This is a genomic window from Roseovarius sp. W115 (assembly GCF_032842945.2).
Taxonomy (GTDB): domain Bacteria; phylum Pseudomonadota; class Alphaproteobacteria; order Rhodobacterales; family Rhodobacteraceae; genus Roseovarius; species Roseovarius rhodophyticola.
In genome coordinates this window covers 189,537-203,095 of sequence record NZ_CP146606.1, presented here as the reverse complement: position 1 = coordinate 203,095, position 13,559 = coordinate 189,537, and the positions used below count along the sequence as shown (strand labels likewise).

The window sequence follows — 13,559 nt, the reverse complement described above, 5'->3', positions numbered from 1 at the left end:
TGTGGCTTTGATGTTTTTCCTTTTTATTCGAGAGGTTTACCCAACTGAAGTGGTGGCTCTAGGAGGCGCGGCTTTACTGCTGGCAACGGGTGTACTGCCTTATGAGGCCGCGTTGAACGTTTTGGCTAACCCGGCTCCATGGACCATTGCGGGCATGTTCATCATCATGGGCGCCTTGGTACGTACCGGTGCGCTTGATGCGTTCACCTCTGTCGCGGACAAACAGGCCAAAGTGAACCCGAAACTGGCCATCGGAATGCTGATGCTCTTTGTGGTGTTTGGCTCGGCCTTTATGAACAACACCCCTGTTGTCGTGGTCATGATCCCGATTTTCGTGCAGCTGGCGCGATCACTCGGTGTCACAGCCTCCAAGATGCTGATCCCGTTGAGTTATGCTGCCATTTTGGGGGGCACCCTGACGCTGATTGGGACATCGACCAACCTGCTGGTCGATGGCGTGGCGCGCGCGCAGGGGATGGAACCCTTCACGATCTTTGAGGTCACGCCCCTGGCCGTGTGCCTGGTCGCTTGGGGCGCGGTGTATCTTTATTTCATTGCACCGCGGCTGTTGCCTGACCGGGAAAGCATGGCGGATATGCTCTCGGATCGCTCGAAGATGAAGTTTTTCACTGAGGCGGTGATCCCGCCTGAGAGCAACCTGATTGGCCGCGAAGTGACTGGTGTTCTACTTTTCAAACGCGATGGTGTGAGACTGATTGACGTGATCCGGGGGGACCTGTCATTGCGGCGCAATTTGAAGGGCGTTGAGTTGCAGGTGGGCGACCGCGTGGTGCTGCGGACGCAGATGACCGAACTTCTGAGCCTGCAACGCAACAAGGAACTCAAGCGCGTCGATCAGGTTTCTGCGGTGGAAACGAGCACGGTTGAGGTGTTGATCACGCCCGGGTGCAAGATGGTTGGACGCAGCCTTGGGTCTTTGCGTCTGCGGCGGCGGTTTGGGGTTTATCCCTTGGCTGTGCACCGGCGGAACCAAAACATCGGGATGCAGCTTGATGAGTTGATCGTGCGTGTGGGCGATACGCTTTTGCTCGAAGGGGCGCCGGAGGATATCAAACGATTGGCCAACGAGATGGATTTGGTGGATGTCAGCCAACCCTCGGCGCGGGCCTACAGACGGGGCCATGCGCCAATCGCTCTGGCCGCCTTGGCGGGCATCGTGATCCTCGCCGCTTTGGGGGTTGCGCCCATTCTCGCCCTCACAGTTGTAGCCTTGGCCGTGGTGCTGCTGGCGCGTTGCATTGATGCAGATGAAGCGTTTTCCTTTGTTGATGGACGTCTTCTGGCGCTGATCTTTTCCATGCTGGCGGTGGGGGCAGCCCTGGAGGCGTCAGGTGCTGTCGCGCTGATTGTCGAGGCGATTGCGCCTGTGTTATCCATGTTGCCTGCGTTTTTGGTGATCTGGGCGATTTACCTGATCACCTCGGTGTTGACCGAACTGATCAGCAACAACGCTGTGGCTGTTGTGGTTACGCCCATTGCCATCGGACTGGCCGAAGCGCTTGGTGTGGACGCGCGGCCTTTGGTGATCGCGGTTATGGTCGCGGCCTCGGCCAGTTTTGCCACGCCCATCGGCTATCAGACCAACACGCTGGTTTATGGTCCCGGCGGGTATAAGTTCACAGACTTTATGAAGGTCGGTATTCCGCTTAACCTGAGCATTGGAGTGTTGGCGAGCGTGCTTATTCCGTTTATCTGGCCGCTTTGAGGAGAGCTGTGGGAGATGAGTATTTTGGGAACAGTGAAGACTTGGGCTTTGTGCGGCATGGTTCTGGTCGTGGCGGCGTGTGGGGCGCGGGAAAGCGAACCTGCAACTCCACCGGAGCCGCCGCTTTATCCAAACGAGACGCCTGAAATACGGGCATTGATCAATGAGTATGCTGATTTTTATGAAGTGCCGCGGTCGCTTGTGCACCGGGTGGTACAGCGAGAGAGCGACTACCGCCCCAGAGCGCGCAATGGGCCCTACTGGGGCATGATGCAAATCCTGCCTGCGACGGCGCGTGGTATGGGGTTTCGGGGGGAGCCGAGTGATCTGTTGGATGCAGAGACCAATCTGAAATGGTCAGTTAAATATCTGCGAGGGGCGTGGCTTGTCTCGGACGGGAGTGAGCAGACAGCCGTGCAGTGGTATGCGCGCGGGTATTATTACGAGGCGCGGGATCGGTGTCTTTTGGTTGAAACAGGCCTGCGAGAGCGCGAAGTGGCCAAGCATTGCCGCTGAGCGGTCAGTGACTTATAGAAAGCGCAAAGCAGGAACATCAGTGGAGGTCCACCATGGCCGGCCATTCAAAATGGGCGAATATTCAACACCGCAAAGGGCGTCAGGACAAAATCCGCGCCAAGCTTTTCTCTAAGCTGTCGAAAGAGATTACCATCGCGGCCAAGATGGGTGATCCGGATCCGGAAAAGAACCCGCGTCTGCGTCTTGCAGTGAAGCAGGCCAAGAGCCAGTCGATGCCCAATGACAATATTGATCGCGCGATCAAGAAATCTGTTGCAGGTGAGGGCGAGGATTACGAAGAAATCCGTTACGAGGGCTATGGCCCCAATGGTGTTGCGGTGATCGTTGAGGCGATGACAGACAACCGCAATCGCACCGCTAGCACGGTGCGGTCGACCTTTACCAAGCATGGCGGAAACCTCGGCGAAACTGGCTCCGTTGGCTTTATGTTTGAGCGCAAGGGAGCAGTGAGCTATCCGGCAGAGGCGGGTGATGCCGATACGGTGATGATGGCCGCGATTGAAGCCGGTGCAGAAGATGTGGAAAGCGGTGAGGATGGCCATATCATCTGGTGCGCGGACACGGATTTGAATGATGTCTCAAACGCCTTGGAGGCGGAATTGGGAGAGAGTGAGGAGACCAAGCTGGTCTGGCGACCCACGACGACGACGGAGCTTGATCTGGAGGCCATGCAAAAGCTGATGAAGCTGATTGATGCGCTGGAAGATGATGATGATGTGCAGACCGTCACCACCAATTTTGAGGCCTCGGACGAGGTGATGGCGCAACTCGCGGCGGAATAAGCCAAGCTGCAATAAATTGAGACGGACGCCGGTTTTTTTAACCGGCGTTTTTCTTTGGGTCGTCTTTGTCGCATGCCGAGGCGGTTTCGGGGCTTGTGCTCTTGAAGGTCAGGCGACACACTGGAGGTCTCAAGGTGCCGCGTTTTACGTGGAGAATTGGGAAGCCGGTGCAAATCCGGCACTGCCCCCGCAACGGTAAGGATGGGGGATGAGGCATCAGGCCACTGGGGAAGACCACCTCGGGAAGGCGTCGCATCCGCAACCCGCCAAGTCCGGAAACCAGCCTTGTTCAACGTCAAACCGCGGAGGGCGGTGCGGGCGGATGAGACAGGGGCTCATATCGCTGCGTGCACTATTCTCCGCCCCAATTTCGGCCCGGGGTGTGGCCGGAGGAGTATCAAATATGACAGTGAACCGGATTGTAGACGGGTTAGAACGCTGCGACGCCACAGGCTCAGAAGCCGCGGCTATGGCGCGCCTTGGATTTTTGGAATGGGTTTTTGCGCATCCCGGTGATGTAACGCCCAAAGTTGTCGGCGCTGCTTTGCGAGATCCATCTGTGCAAAACCCAACAAGCGCGGCCGCACGTGCCTTTGTTGAGGTTCTGCGTGAAGCGCGGGACGTGCCTATGGCTCCAATGGTGCGACGAGGTCGGCAGGCACGCGTCCTGCATTGATCCTGTGCAGGGTACAGTTTTCGATATCTCAATAAAAAACGGCGGCGTCTGGGAGGAGGAGCGACGCCGCCGTTTCTTCACGTCCGACTCCAGGGAGGAGGAGAGGAGCCGTTGTGTCTTTTCCGGCCCGAAGGCCGTTTCGTCTCAAACGTCATCCTGTTGAGCCAGGATGTGACGTTAATCCAGACGCCAGGGAGGAGGAGTAGGCGCCCGAATTCCCAAGAGTGCAGCCTGTGTTTGACTGCTCGCTTGACTATCAAGATAGTGTAATGCTGCGACTGCACAATAGTTTTTTGCTGCAATGCAGCTATGCAGAAAATGCATGAAAACAATGATTTAATTTTAGGCAATGTGGTGAAATTGATGCCATTGAGGAAACCAATCTTGCCGCGTGAGAATAAACTATCACTATATGCCAAGAAATGAGGCGGAGTTTGAACATGTCAGATGTGCTGAAACAGGTGCGTGCCCAGCTGGAACAGTTGGAGTTGCCCGATGGGGGCACGTTGATCAGCCGTGACATGGTGCGTGCAATGCGAATCGATGCAGGCCATTTGCGTTTTGTGATTGAGGCCCCATCGGCACAGGTCGCACAGCATATGGAGCCTTTGCGTGCCGCAGCGGAACGTGCGGTGCTGGCCGTGGATGGCGTGGACGCAGCAACGGTGGCGCTCACGGCGCATGAAGGGGGCGCCGAAGCGCCGGCACCGCAGCTCAAGATTGGCGGGCATCCCAAGGGTGGAGATCGGTCAATCCGCCCGGCGAGCGTACGGTCCATTCTCGCCATCGCAAGCGGGAAGGGCGGCGTGGGCAAATCCACCGTGTCCTCTAACCTGGCTGTGGCCCTGGCAAAGGCGGGTCAAAAGGTGGGTCTGCTTGACGCTGACATCCATGGCCCAAGCCAGCCTCGTATGATGGGAGTGAATGCACGCGCGGCCAGCCCTGATGGCAAGGTGATCACGCCGTTGCAGGCGCATGGCGTGAAAATGATGTCCATCGGGTCGATGATGGAGGCGGACAAGGCGGTGATTTGGCGTGGTCCGATGCTGATGGGGGCCTTGCAACAGATGATGAGTCAGGTGGACTGGGGCGATTTGGATGTTCTGATCGTCGATTTGCCGCCTGGAACCGGCGATGTGCAGGTCACTTTATGTCAACGTGCTGCACCCACCGGAGCGATTGTGGTGTCTACGCCGCAAGACGTGGCCTTACTCGACGCACGCAAGGCCATAGATATGTTCCAGACGCTGAAGACGCCAATCCTCGGGCTGATCGAAAACATGTCGTTGTTTCATTGTCCTCATTGCGGCGAAGAAACTGAAATCTTTGGTCATGGCGGTGTTGCTGATGAAGCCGAACGCCTTGGCGTGCCGCTGCTCGCGGCTTTGCCGATCGATCTTGAGACACGGTTGAGCGGCGACGCGGGCCAGCCTGTGGCTCTGGGCGAGGGGGCGGTGGCTGAAGCCTATGCCCGGTTGGCTGATCGCCTTGTCCAAGGTGGTGTTGCATAGTGCGAGCACAAGACACCGCACCGTGACGGTGCTGTGAGACCTCATTAATCCCAAGCTTCTACTTCCTCTTGCCTGAACGGCGCGGGTCTAAACCCCTGCGCCAAGGATTGGTAAATCTTGTGACACCCGGTCGGCACATGTGCTTCGGGTCCAGAAAGGGGAACTCATGAACAAAGCCATCACTGACGGTATTGTCTTTCAGCCGCCTGCCTTTGCGAACGGGCTGGATATGTGGTCAAGCGAGGATGGCACGCCTGGCTCGGCCACATATGACAACGCGGCCAATGCGGCTTTTGTTCCCGCAGATCAGGATTTTGCAGGGGCGCTGGAGCTTCAGAAAACCGATGCAGTGCAAAAACTGCGTTACATGGGAGAAACGCCTTTGCTGCCTGGCGTGTATCTTCAGATCAAAGTGAGGATCAAGGCGATCTCCGGCAATCTTCCAAATGTCCGCGTGGCCGGTTGGGCGGGTGGTCCGGGCGGCGCGCATGTGGCCGGGTTAACCGAAACCGGATCCTCCGTCGCGCTGACCAGCTATGGTGAGGTGGTCGAGCTCTCAGCCATTGTCGGCAGCGGTGCGCGGGGTGGCGTGGACATGCCCTGGGGCACTGAACCGCTTTATGGCCATTTCGGGTTGGATCTCACCGGGGGCAATGGTGGTGTCGTGCGCGTTGATGACATTGAAATCGTGGACATTTCCAACGTTTTCCTGCGCGATATTCAATCCCGTGTTGATGTACGCGATTTTGGCGCTGTTGGGGATGGCAGCACCGATGACCAACCTGCGTTTGAAGCGGCAGATGCGGTGGCGGCAGGGCGTGAGGTTTTGATCCCGTCAGGCACATATCTGTTGGGGGACAGCGTCACATTTCAAAGCCCTGTGCGCTTTGAAGGTCAGGTCACTATGGCAGATGACAAAATCCTGTCTCTGACCAAGAACTTCGATTTTCCAAGCTACGTGGATGCCTTTGGCGGAGACACCGAGCTTGCGTTCAAGAAAGCCTATCAAGCGCTTTTGAACAATCCGGGCCATGTTGAGCTTGACCTCAAGGGGCGCAAGGTGGCGCTACGCGCGCCGGTGGATATGCAGGCAGCGGTCTCGAACAAAACCTTCTACGCATCACGCCACGTGATCAAGAATGGTCAGTTTTCTGTCTTCCCTGGTGCCAATTGGGATACGGAGGTCGTCACCTCACTGGCGACGTATTCGGCGGGGAATTCCAAGACACTCTCTGGTGTCGCGAACGTGGCCAACATTCTCGTGGGATCCCTGGTCGAAGGCAATGGTGTAGGACGCGAGGTTTATGTCCGTGACAAGAATGTCGGGGCGCAGACACTGACACTGAGCGAGCCGCTTTATGATGCCGAAGGCACACAGACATTCACCTTCCGGCGCTTCAAATACATGTGGGATTTCAGCGGCTTTGATCAGATATCTAAGATGTCTGTCTCGAATATTGAATTCCAGTGCGGGGACGATTGCAGTGGTATCCTTCTGCCGCCAGCCGGAACGGCGAACCACTTCCGCGATTGCTTTTTCACCAACCCGCTCAATCGCGGCATCACCAGCCATGGGGAGGGCGATCAAGGTCTATTGGTTGATCGGTGCAATTTCTCCACCAACGAAAGCTCAAAGCTTGTCACCGAGCGGCAGGCGATTGCGCTCAATTGCAACGCCAATGACGTGAAAATCCGCCATTGCCGCGCGTCGCATTTCCTGCATTTCGCAGTTCTGGCAGGCTCATCGAGCATCATCATCGGCAATCATATTTTCCAGGGTGACAGCGCCGACCCCGGCCCACGCAGCGCGGGTATCGTCCTTGCACGCACCAATAATCGCGGCTCGATCACGGGCAACTATATCGACAGCTGTTCCATCGAATGGGGCAACGAATATGACGCCACACCAGATTTCAGCTCTGAGTTTTCCTTCAGCGCCCTGTCGATCACCGGCAATGTGTTCTTGAGCCAAAGCAGCGCGCCATCGTTCAACTTTCTGATCGTCAAACCCTACGGGCCGGGGCATTTCATCAACGGTCTTACGGTGACGGGCAACACCGTGCGGCTTGTGGACGGTGTGATTGATCGGTTCGAGGGGGTCGATACAAGCTTCGCGCCACTGAACTTTGACAAATTCCGCAATATTCATTTTGAAGACAATGGCTTCTTCAATGTGAACAATCATGTGGAAAACCCGCTTGTTCTGCGCCACACAGAGGCCAGCGTGCAGGCCACCTGGGTGGTAGAACCACATCCCAATCTGCCCTTTGAAGCCTGGGCGCAAACGGTCGAATCTGTGACCCCGGAAGGGGCGGTGCGCGATACGGTGAACGCGATCTACTACGGGCAGCCTTATTGCGAAACGGCACAAGGGGCCGGGAACGATCAGATCAACCTGCGATGGGAAAAGGCGGTAATGGGTACGGTCCTGATGCGGGTACGGATTGATGATCCAATCTGACACATGGCCTAAAACCGAAGCCAGAGCCCAAGCTTGATCCTGAAATCATCGCTGTTCAAAAGCCCGGCTGTGGTCCCAAGTTCTAGGTGGTGGCCGGGCTTTGTTTCGTAAACAAAAGAGGGTGCGATACGGGCGTAAGGTTCAGAATCGCTGGGCACTCCGCTTTGCAGCTGCAGGATCAGGGTGCTGCGGCGGCCTGGTTTCAAACCAAAGGTGAAATCGGTCTCCAGCAGCCCGGTCGCCTGTTCGTAAATCAAGCCTCGCATGTCGACCGCGATCCAACCGGAGCGTTCTCCAAAGCTCAACCCTCGCCCCCAGGACAGGGCGGGCCGGAGTGCAAGGTTGCCATCGGCAAATCCTGCACCTATTTCGATCGCGGTGACCGCAGTTTTCGCGTTGGTTTTCAGAGGCCAACGCAGGAATGCAATCGCTTTGGTCAGGTCGGTTTGCCTGCCACCGCCATCAAAGCCGACGGTCAGGTTGTGGTTTAAGCCATGTTCGATAAATAGCGAAGCAGGGCTGTCTTCGGGCACAGCAGGATTGGTCTCAATCGAAAAGCTTAGAAAAGTTTCTCCTGTCGCACGCGGCCAGGCCCCCGCCCAAAGAACACCGGGTGTTATCAGCAAAAGAATTAACAGCAGCGCACGCGCATGGATCATAGACACCTCGCGCGGCCATACTGATGAAATGTAGTAAACCAGCCGTTAACGGGACCGTGGTGGCCTTGGTCTAAAGCTTTTGCGACAAACCTGAGTCACAGAGTTTCGCGAAACGCTTTAGCTTGTGTCACTGTCCTCGACCGCGACAAGACCCAATTGACGCGCGGCGGCAAGCGAAAGAATGCCGGACTCAAGACCCTGCGGTTTTTGATACGCGCGCACCGCCGCGCGCGTTCGGGCGTCCATTACGGATGTGATTGGCCCGCGGTAAACCCCACGTGCTTTGAGCGCGCGCTGGACAGATGCCGTGAATTCGGGTGTCAGATCAGAAGCACAGGGGGTCTCAAACCAGGTCTCTTTGCGCTCTTGTACAATCTGCTGTCGCGTCTCGGTTTTGTAAATGGCAGGACGCGCAACCGTGCCATCATCCAGAATTTCCGCCGGTTGCAGCAGAATTTGCTGTGTCACGGTCTCAATCACAGCCGGCTTGATGGATTTTCCCCAGCAACTTCCGGGGCGCGCTCCGGGGGCGCGGTTTCAAGCCGCTGCACCAGCTCAGGTTCCCCAACGCCAGCCACAGTTTCATCGCATCCTGCAAGCACAAGGCTTGCCATGACAGCAAGAAGAAAGGATTTAGACATCTGCTCGAGCCTTTTTAGGCGTTTGTTGTAGGCATCTTACCCGGTTTTAGCGCGCGGGGAAAGATCACTCTCGGTGTCCAAGAGCGTGTCAAGCAGAGGCGAGATATCTTCGATCTCTTCGGCCAGCACATGTACCACACCGGATTGCCGCTGTACCCGCCCGGTGACACGCAACAAACGTCCTGCAATCACCGCCCGGCGAAAGCGCTCATAAAGCGCGCGCCAGACCACCACATTCACCACACCGGTTTCATCTTCAAGCGTCAGAAAGATCACGCCTTTGGCGGTGCCCGGTCGCTGGCGCAGGATCACAAGCCCCGCCACACAGACCCGTGCGCCATTGGCCGGCTCGGCCAAACGCGCCGCCACAAGCGCTGCAGGCGGGCGCGGCCAGGTATTGGGCGGTGGGGCAGGGGTTAGATGCATAAGAACAAATATAGAACATGTGCGTTTTGTCGCAACTCTTTTTACATCCTGTCGCAATTGGGACTGGCAGGCGCGCTGCAGCGACGCTACTTAGCCCTAATAACAGATGTGAAGGAAGCCCGGCATGGCAAAGATCACCTATATCGAACACAATGGCACCAAGCATGAAGTTGAGGTGGCCAACGGCCTGACCGTGATGGAAGGCGCGCGCGACAACAACATTCCCGGCATCGAGGCCGATTGCGGCGGCGCCTGTGCCTGTTCGACCTGCCATGTCTATGTCGACCCGGCTTGGATCGGGAAACTGCCCGCAAAGGAAGACATGGAAGAAGACATGCTCGACTTTGCCTATGAACCCGACGTTGAAAGATCACGCCTGACCTGCCAGCTCAAGGTCACTGACGCCCTTGATGGTCTCGTGGTCCAGATGCCTGAAAAGCAAATTTGATGCGCCGCGCGGTCGCATTTGTCGCGGCTGCGCTTTGTGTGCTGGCCAACAGTGGCTGGACGGCTGAACCCTGGGAATTCGAACCGCTGGAATGGGCCAAGTTCGCCGAGCCCACGGCGCGTTATCCTCATGCAGTTCTGGGCGATGAAATTGAATTCGGCGCACTGGTTCTGAAATATATTCCTGGCCACGCCAAATACACGATCCGGCTCCCCCAAGACCGCGTTTTTGAAGATATCAAACCGCGGCTGGTGGACATTGATCAGGACGGCAAGCGCGAGGCCATGGTGGTCGAAAGCCATAAGGCCAAAGGTGCAAGGCTTGCCCTCTACAACGGCGGCGGTCTGATCGCCGCGACGCCTTATATCGGCACGCGCTTTCGCTGGCTGGCGCCACTTGGCGCCGCGGATCTGGATGGCGATGGCCACATGGAGGTGGCTTACATCGACCGACCTCACCTCGCGAAAACCCTGCGCATCTGGCGTTTCAAAAACGGCGCCCTCACTGAGATTGCCACGCGGCCGGGCCTGACCAATCACAAAATCGGCTGGGATTTCATCCCCGGCGGTATCCGTAGTTGCGAAACGCCGGAAATGATCCTTGCCGATGCGAACTGGTCTCGCATTATAGCCGTGACGCTGAGCGACGGCCGTTTGGAAACACAAGACATCGGCGCTTATTAGGCCCCGACAGCCTCAACAAAGCTCTCACTTGTCCCTGATCTTTCTTCTTGCCTGAAATATCCCGGGGAGCGCGAGGGGTTGACCCCTCGCAAGAGAGTACAGCGCGAGGGGCTGAGCCCGTTCCAAAGTCTTTTCTGAAAAGACTTGGCCAAAAGCTTTCAAAAAGCTTTTGGGCTTAAAGCGCCCGCCATCCGATATCGCGCCGACAAAACCCCTCGGGCCAGTCGATCTGGTCTACCATCCCGTAGGCCCGGTCCGCCGCCTCGCGCAAGGAACTGCCGCGTGCGGTGACGTTCAGAACTCGCCCGCCAGTGGCCACGATCTGCCCTTCTGCCTCACTGGTTCCCGCATGAAACACCATGTGGAAACTGTCTTCGTTGCACGTTGTCAGTCCTCGTATCGCGCTGCCTTTCTCATAAGCGCCCGGATACCCCTTGGCCGCCATCACCACGGTGAGCGCGTGATCATCGGCCCAGTTTGCCTTCACCTGCGACAATCGCCCTTCCGCCGCCGCCTGCATCAGGTCAAGCGCCTGCGCGCCCAGCCGCATCATCAGGACCTGACATTCCGGGTCGCCAAACCGCACGTTGTATTCCACCAACCGTGGCAGGCCATCCTTGATCATCAGCCCGGCATAAAGCACCCCCTGATAAGGCATGCCGCGTTCGGCCATAACGCGCAGGGTTGGGCGCACGATCTCATCCAGCGCTTTTTCAGCCACAGCATCTGTCAAAACAGGGGCAGGAGAGTAGGCCCCCATGCCCCCGGTGTTCGGCCCTGTGTCGCCGTCGCCCACACGTTTATGGTCCTGCGCGGTGCCAATCGAAAGCGCGTCCTCGCCATCGCAAAGCACAAAGAAGGATGCCTCTTCGCCGTCCATGAATTCTTCGATCACGACCTCGGCACCGGCCCCGCCAAAGGCCCCGCCGAACATGTCATCAATCGCTGTGTGAGCCTCGGCCACGGTTTCAGCGATGATCACGCCCTTGCCCGCAGCCAACCCGTCAGCCTTGACCACAATCGGCGCGCCCTGTGCGCTGACGTAAGCCTTGGCCGCTGCGGCATCCGCGAAATGCCCATAAGCCGCCGTCGGCGCTTTCGCAGCATCACAAATCTCTTTGGTGAAACTCTTGGACGCCTCCAGCTGTGCCGCAGCTTTGGACGGGCCAAAAACCAATAAACCAGCCTCGCGCAGCCGATCCCCGACGCCTGCGGCCAATGGCGCTTCTGGTCCCACGACGACAAACTCAATCGCCTCCGCTTCGCAAAAACTCACGACAGCCGCGCCACTCTCAATGTCCAATTTTGCGCATTCAGCGATCTGCGCGATCCCGGCATTCCCCGGCGCCACGATCAGCTTGTCGCATTTGGGGTTCTGCATCACGGCCCAGGCCAGCGCATGTTCACGACCGCCACCACCGAGAATGAGAATGTTCATGGCTTCCCCCGCTTCACCTTCTGTGGGCTGCGTTCTAAGGTGGCCTTGAGCGCAACACAAGGCATCCTCCATGTCCGACCTGATTGACGACCCATCCCCCGGCGAGAACGCACCGGAATTCTCGGTGTCTGACCTTTCTGGCGTGATCAAACGCGTGATTGAAGGCGAATTCTCTCATGTCCGCGTGAAGGGGGAAGTCGGCCGGGTCAGCCGCCCGCGCTCAGGGCACCTGTATCTTGACCTCAAGGATGATCGCGCGGTTCTGGCCGGCGTGATCTGGAAGGGCGTGGCGGGCCGACTGACTGTGCAGCCCGAAGAAGGCATGGAGGTCGTCGCCACAGGTCGGCTTACCACTTTCCCGGGCCAGTCGCGCTACCAGATCGTGATCGAAGACATCAAACCCGCGGGCGTCGGCGCGCTCATGGCCATGCTGGAAAAGCGCCGGGCGATGTTGGCGGGCGAGGGCCTTTTCGCGCCTGAGCGCAAGAAGCCTTTGCCTTACCTGCCTGAGGTTATCGGTGTTGTGACCTCGCCCTCGGGTGCAGTTATTCGCGACATTTTGCATCGGTTGAGGGATCGTTTTCCGCGCAAGGTGCTGATCTGGCCGGTGGCCGTGCAGGGCGAGAAATGTGCGCCCGAAGTGACCCGGGCCATCGAAGGGTTCAACGCGATGACCCCCGGCGGTGCGCTGCCGCGGCCGGACCTCATCATCGTGGCGCGCGGCGGGGGAAGCATCGAGGATCTTTGGGGTTTCAACGAGGAAAGCGTGGTCCGCGCGGCGGCGGCCTCGGACATCCCCCTGATCTCTGCCGTGGGTCATGAAACCGACACCACGCTCATCGACTACGCCTCAGATCACCGCGCGCCGACCCCCACCGCTGCGGCCGAACTGGCCGTGCCGGTCCGGCTGGACCTTCTGGGCTGGCTGGACGCGCAAGGCGGGCGGTTGTTGCAGGCCCTGTCGGGGCAGGTCACGGCGCGGCGGCAACGCTTGACCGACCTCAGCCGCGCCTTGCCGCGCGCCGATGCGCTGGTGGAAGGCCCGCGCCAGCGGCTGGATGCGCTGTCAGAAAAGCTGCCCAACGCGCTGCGCGGCACGATTCAGATGCGCCGCGTGGCTCTTTCGGAAAAGGCGGGTGCCTTGCGCCCCGGGTTGCTGCGCGAGAGGGTGCAAAACCGCCGATCTTCGCTGACTTCTCTCGCAGCACGGCTCAACACCAATGCCCTGCGTCGTGACATCACCCAGCGGCAGCGTGATTTTGACCGTCTGTCTTCACGCTTGTCAGATGCGGGCACACGACAGTTGCGCGATTGGCGCGAGGCGCTGTCAGCACAAGACAGGCTGCGGGAAACGCTGGGCTACAAGGCCACACTGAAACGCGGTTATGCGGTGGTGCGCGGCGATGGCGAGGTGGTCACCACCAAAGATGCGGCAGTTCAGGCCAAGGCACTGGAGATTGAATTCGCCGATGGGAAACTGGCTTTGGATGACAAGCCGCCTGCGAGTGCCGCGAAAAAACCGTCAAAACCAAAGACGCCACCACCGGAACAAGGCAATTTGTTTTAGAGCT

Annotated in this window: 14 protein-coding genes and 1 riboswitch; of the genes, 9 read left to right on the top strand and 5 right to left on the bottom strand. The window is 58.1% G+C overall.

Translation table 11 applies throughout. The features are described from left to right. Positions 1-10 precede the first annotated feature (10 nt). From RZS32_RS01065 to RZS32_RS01040, 6 genes are all read left to right on the top strand, one after another. Positions 11-1,726, top strand: a complete 1,716-nt coding sequence (locus RZS32_RS01065; protein ID WP_422395949.1) for an SLC13 family permease — start codon at positions 11-13, stop codon at positions 1,724-1,726. A 15-nt stretch (positions 1,727-1,741) separates the two neighbouring features. Then, positions 1,742-2,242 carry a lytic transglycosylase domain-containing protein gene (locus tag RZS32_RS01060; RefSeq protein WP_317055192.1) on the top strand — a complete coding sequence of 167 codons (501 nt, stop codon included), beginning with the start codon at positions 1,742-1,744 and terminating at the stop codon, positions 2,240-2,242. A gap of 53 nt (positions 2,243-2,295) precedes the next feature. After that, entirely contained in the window at positions 2,296-3,045 is a 750-nt protein-coding gene (locus RZS32_RS01055; RefSeq protein ID WP_317055191.1) for a YebC/PmpR family DNA-binding transcriptional regulator, read from the top strand. A 115-nt stretch (positions 3,046-3,160) separates the two neighbouring features. Further along, positions 3,161-3,347, top strand: a riboswitch (cobalamin riboswitch). A 101-nt stretch (positions 3,348-3,448) separates the two neighbouring features. Further along, on the top strand, positions 3,449-3,721 hold the full coding sequence (locus RZS32_RS01050; protein WP_317055190.1) for a hypothetical protein: 273 nt from the start codon (positions 3,449-3,451) through the stop codon (positions 3,719-3,721). 440 nt (positions 3,722-4,161) lie between these two features. After that, positions 4,162-5,232 carry an Mrp/NBP35 family ATP-binding protein gene (locus tag RZS32_RS01045; protein WP_339106761.1) on the top strand — a complete coding sequence of 357 codons (1,071 nt, stop codon included), beginning with the start codon at positions 4,162-4,164 and terminating at the stop codon, positions 5,230-5,232. Positions 5,233-5,398: 166 nt separating this feature from the next. Beyond that, complete coding sequence (locus tag RZS32_RS01040; protein ID WP_317055189.1) at positions 5,399-7,693, top strand: glycosyl hydrolase family 28-related protein; 2,295 nt, start codon at positions 5,399-5,401, stop codon at positions 7,691-7,693. A gap of 8 nt (positions 7,694-7,701) precedes the next feature. On the opposite strand, the gene RZS32_RS01035 is transcribed toward RZS32_RS01040, so the two are convergent. From RZS32_RS01035 to RZS32_RS01020, 4 genes are all read right to left on the bottom strand, one after another. Beyond that, positions 7,702-8,352 (bottom strand): hypothetical protein, encoded by a 651-nt coding sequence (locus tag RZS32_RS01035; RefSeq protein WP_317055188.1) that lies wholly within the window; start codon positions 8,350-8,352, stop codon positions 7,702-7,704. Between the two features lie 117 nt (positions 8,353-8,469). Then, a complete protein-coding gene (locus RZS32_RS01030; protein WP_317055187.1) occupies positions 8,470-8,820 on the bottom strand; it encodes a peptidoglycan-binding domain-containing protein in 351 nt (116 codons plus the stop codon). Between the two features lie 8 nt (positions 8,821-8,828). Then, the gene (locus RZS32_RS01025; RefSeq protein WP_317055186.1) at positions 8,829-8,993 is read right to left on the bottom strand and encodes a hypothetical protein; all 165 of its coding nucleotides are present in this window, start codon (positions 8,991-8,993) and stop codon (positions 8,829-8,831) included. A 36-nt stretch (positions 8,994-9,029) separates the two neighbouring features. Beyond that, positions 9,030-9,419, bottom strand: a complete 390-nt coding sequence (locus RZS32_RS01020; protein ID WP_317055185.1) for an OB-fold nucleic acid binding domain-containing protein — start codon at positions 9,417-9,419, stop codon at positions 9,030-9,032. A gap of 124 nt (positions 9,420-9,543) precedes the next feature. Here RZS32_RS01020 and RZS32_RS01015 point away from each other — a divergent pair, with 124 nt between their 5' ends. Beyond that, positions 9,544-9,867 (top strand): 2Fe-2S iron-sulfur cluster-binding protein, encoded by a 324-nt coding sequence (locus RZS32_RS01015; protein ID WP_317055184.1) that lies wholly within the window; start codon positions 9,544-9,546, stop codon positions 9,865-9,867. Continuing rightward, positions 9,867-10,550 (top strand): FG-GAP repeat domain-containing protein, encoded by a 684-nt coding sequence (locus RZS32_RS01010; protein WP_317055183.1) that lies wholly within the window; start codon positions 9,867-9,869, stop codon positions 10,548-10,550. Before RZS32_RS01015 ends, RZS32_RS01010 begins: the two co-directional genes overlap by 1 nt. Positions 10,551-10,725: 175 nt before the next feature. Here the strand turns inward: RZS32_RS01010 and purD are convergent, their stop codons facing one another. After that, positions 10,726-11,988: a phosphoribosylamine--glycine ligase gene (gene purD, locus RZS32_RS01005; RefSeq protein ID WP_317055182.1), complete on the bottom strand. Its 1,263-nt coding sequence runs from the start codon at positions 11,986-11,988 to the stop codon at positions 10,726-10,728. A gap of 70 nt (positions 11,989-12,058) precedes the next feature. Between purD and xseA the strand changes: the two genes are divergently transcribed. After that, complete coding sequence (xseA, locus tag RZS32_RS01000) at positions 12,059-13,555, top strand: exodeoxyribonuclease VII large subunit (protein ID WP_317055181.1); 1,497 nt, start codon at positions 12,059-12,061, stop codon at positions 13,553-13,555. The last annotated feature ends 4 nt before the right edge of the window (positions 13,556-13,559 follow it).

What these genes read in the sequence shown, in the direction of transcription:
- RZS32_RS01065 (WP_422395949.1), top strand. Translation starts at nt 11, where the DNA reads ATGTTTTTCCTTTTTATTCGAGAGGTTTACCCAACTGAAGTGGTGGCT.
- RZS32_RS01060 (WP_317055192.1), top strand. Translation starts at nt 1,742, where the DNA reads ATGAGTATTTTGGGAACAGTGAAGACTTGGGCTTTGTGCGGCATGGTT.
- RZS32_RS01055 (WP_317055191.1), top strand. Translation starts at nt 2,296, where the DNA reads ATGGCCGGCCATTCAAAATGGGCGAATATTCAACACCGCAAAGGGCGT.
- RZS32_RS01050 (WP_317055190.1), top strand. Translation starts at nt 3,449, where the DNA reads ATGACAGTGAACCGGATTGTAGACGGGTTAGAACGCTGCGACGCCACA.
- RZS32_RS01045 (WP_339106761.1), top strand. Translation starts at nt 4,162, where the DNA reads ATGTCAGATGTGCTGAAACAGGTGCGTGCCCAGCTGGAACAGTTGGAG.
- RZS32_RS01040 (WP_317055189.1), top strand. Translation starts at nt 5,399, where the DNA reads ATGAACAAAGCCATCACTGACGGTATTGTCTTTCAGCCGCCTGCCTTT.
- RZS32_RS01035 (WP_317055188.1), bottom strand. Translation starts at nt 8,352, where the DNA reads ATGATCCATGCGCGTGCGCTGCTGTTAATTCTTTTGCTGATAACACCC.
- RZS32_RS01025 (WP_317055186.1), bottom strand. Translation starts at nt 8,993, where the DNA reads ATGTCTAAATCCTTTCTTCTTGCTGTCATGGCAAGCCTTGTGCTTGCA.
- RZS32_RS01020 (WP_317055185.1), bottom strand. Translation starts at nt 9,419, where the DNA reads ATGCATCTAACCCCTGCCCCACCGCCCAATACCTGGCCGCGCCCGCCT.
- RZS32_RS01015 (WP_317055184.1), top strand. Translation starts at nt 9,544, where the DNA reads ATGGCAAAGATCACCTATATCGAACACAATGGCACCAAGCATGAAGTT.
- RZS32_RS01010 (WP_317055183.1), top strand. Translation starts at nt 9,867, where the DNA reads ATGCGCCGCGCGGTCGCATTTGTCGCGGCTGCGCTTTGTGTGCTGGCC.
- purD (WP_317055182.1), bottom strand. Translation starts at nt 11,988, where the DNA reads ATGAACATTCTCATTCTCGGTGGTGGCGGTCGTGAACATGCGCTGGCC.
- xseA (WP_317055181.1), top strand. Translation starts at nt 12,059, where the DNA reads ATGTCCGACCTGATTGACGACCCATCCCCCGGCGAGAACGCACCGGAA.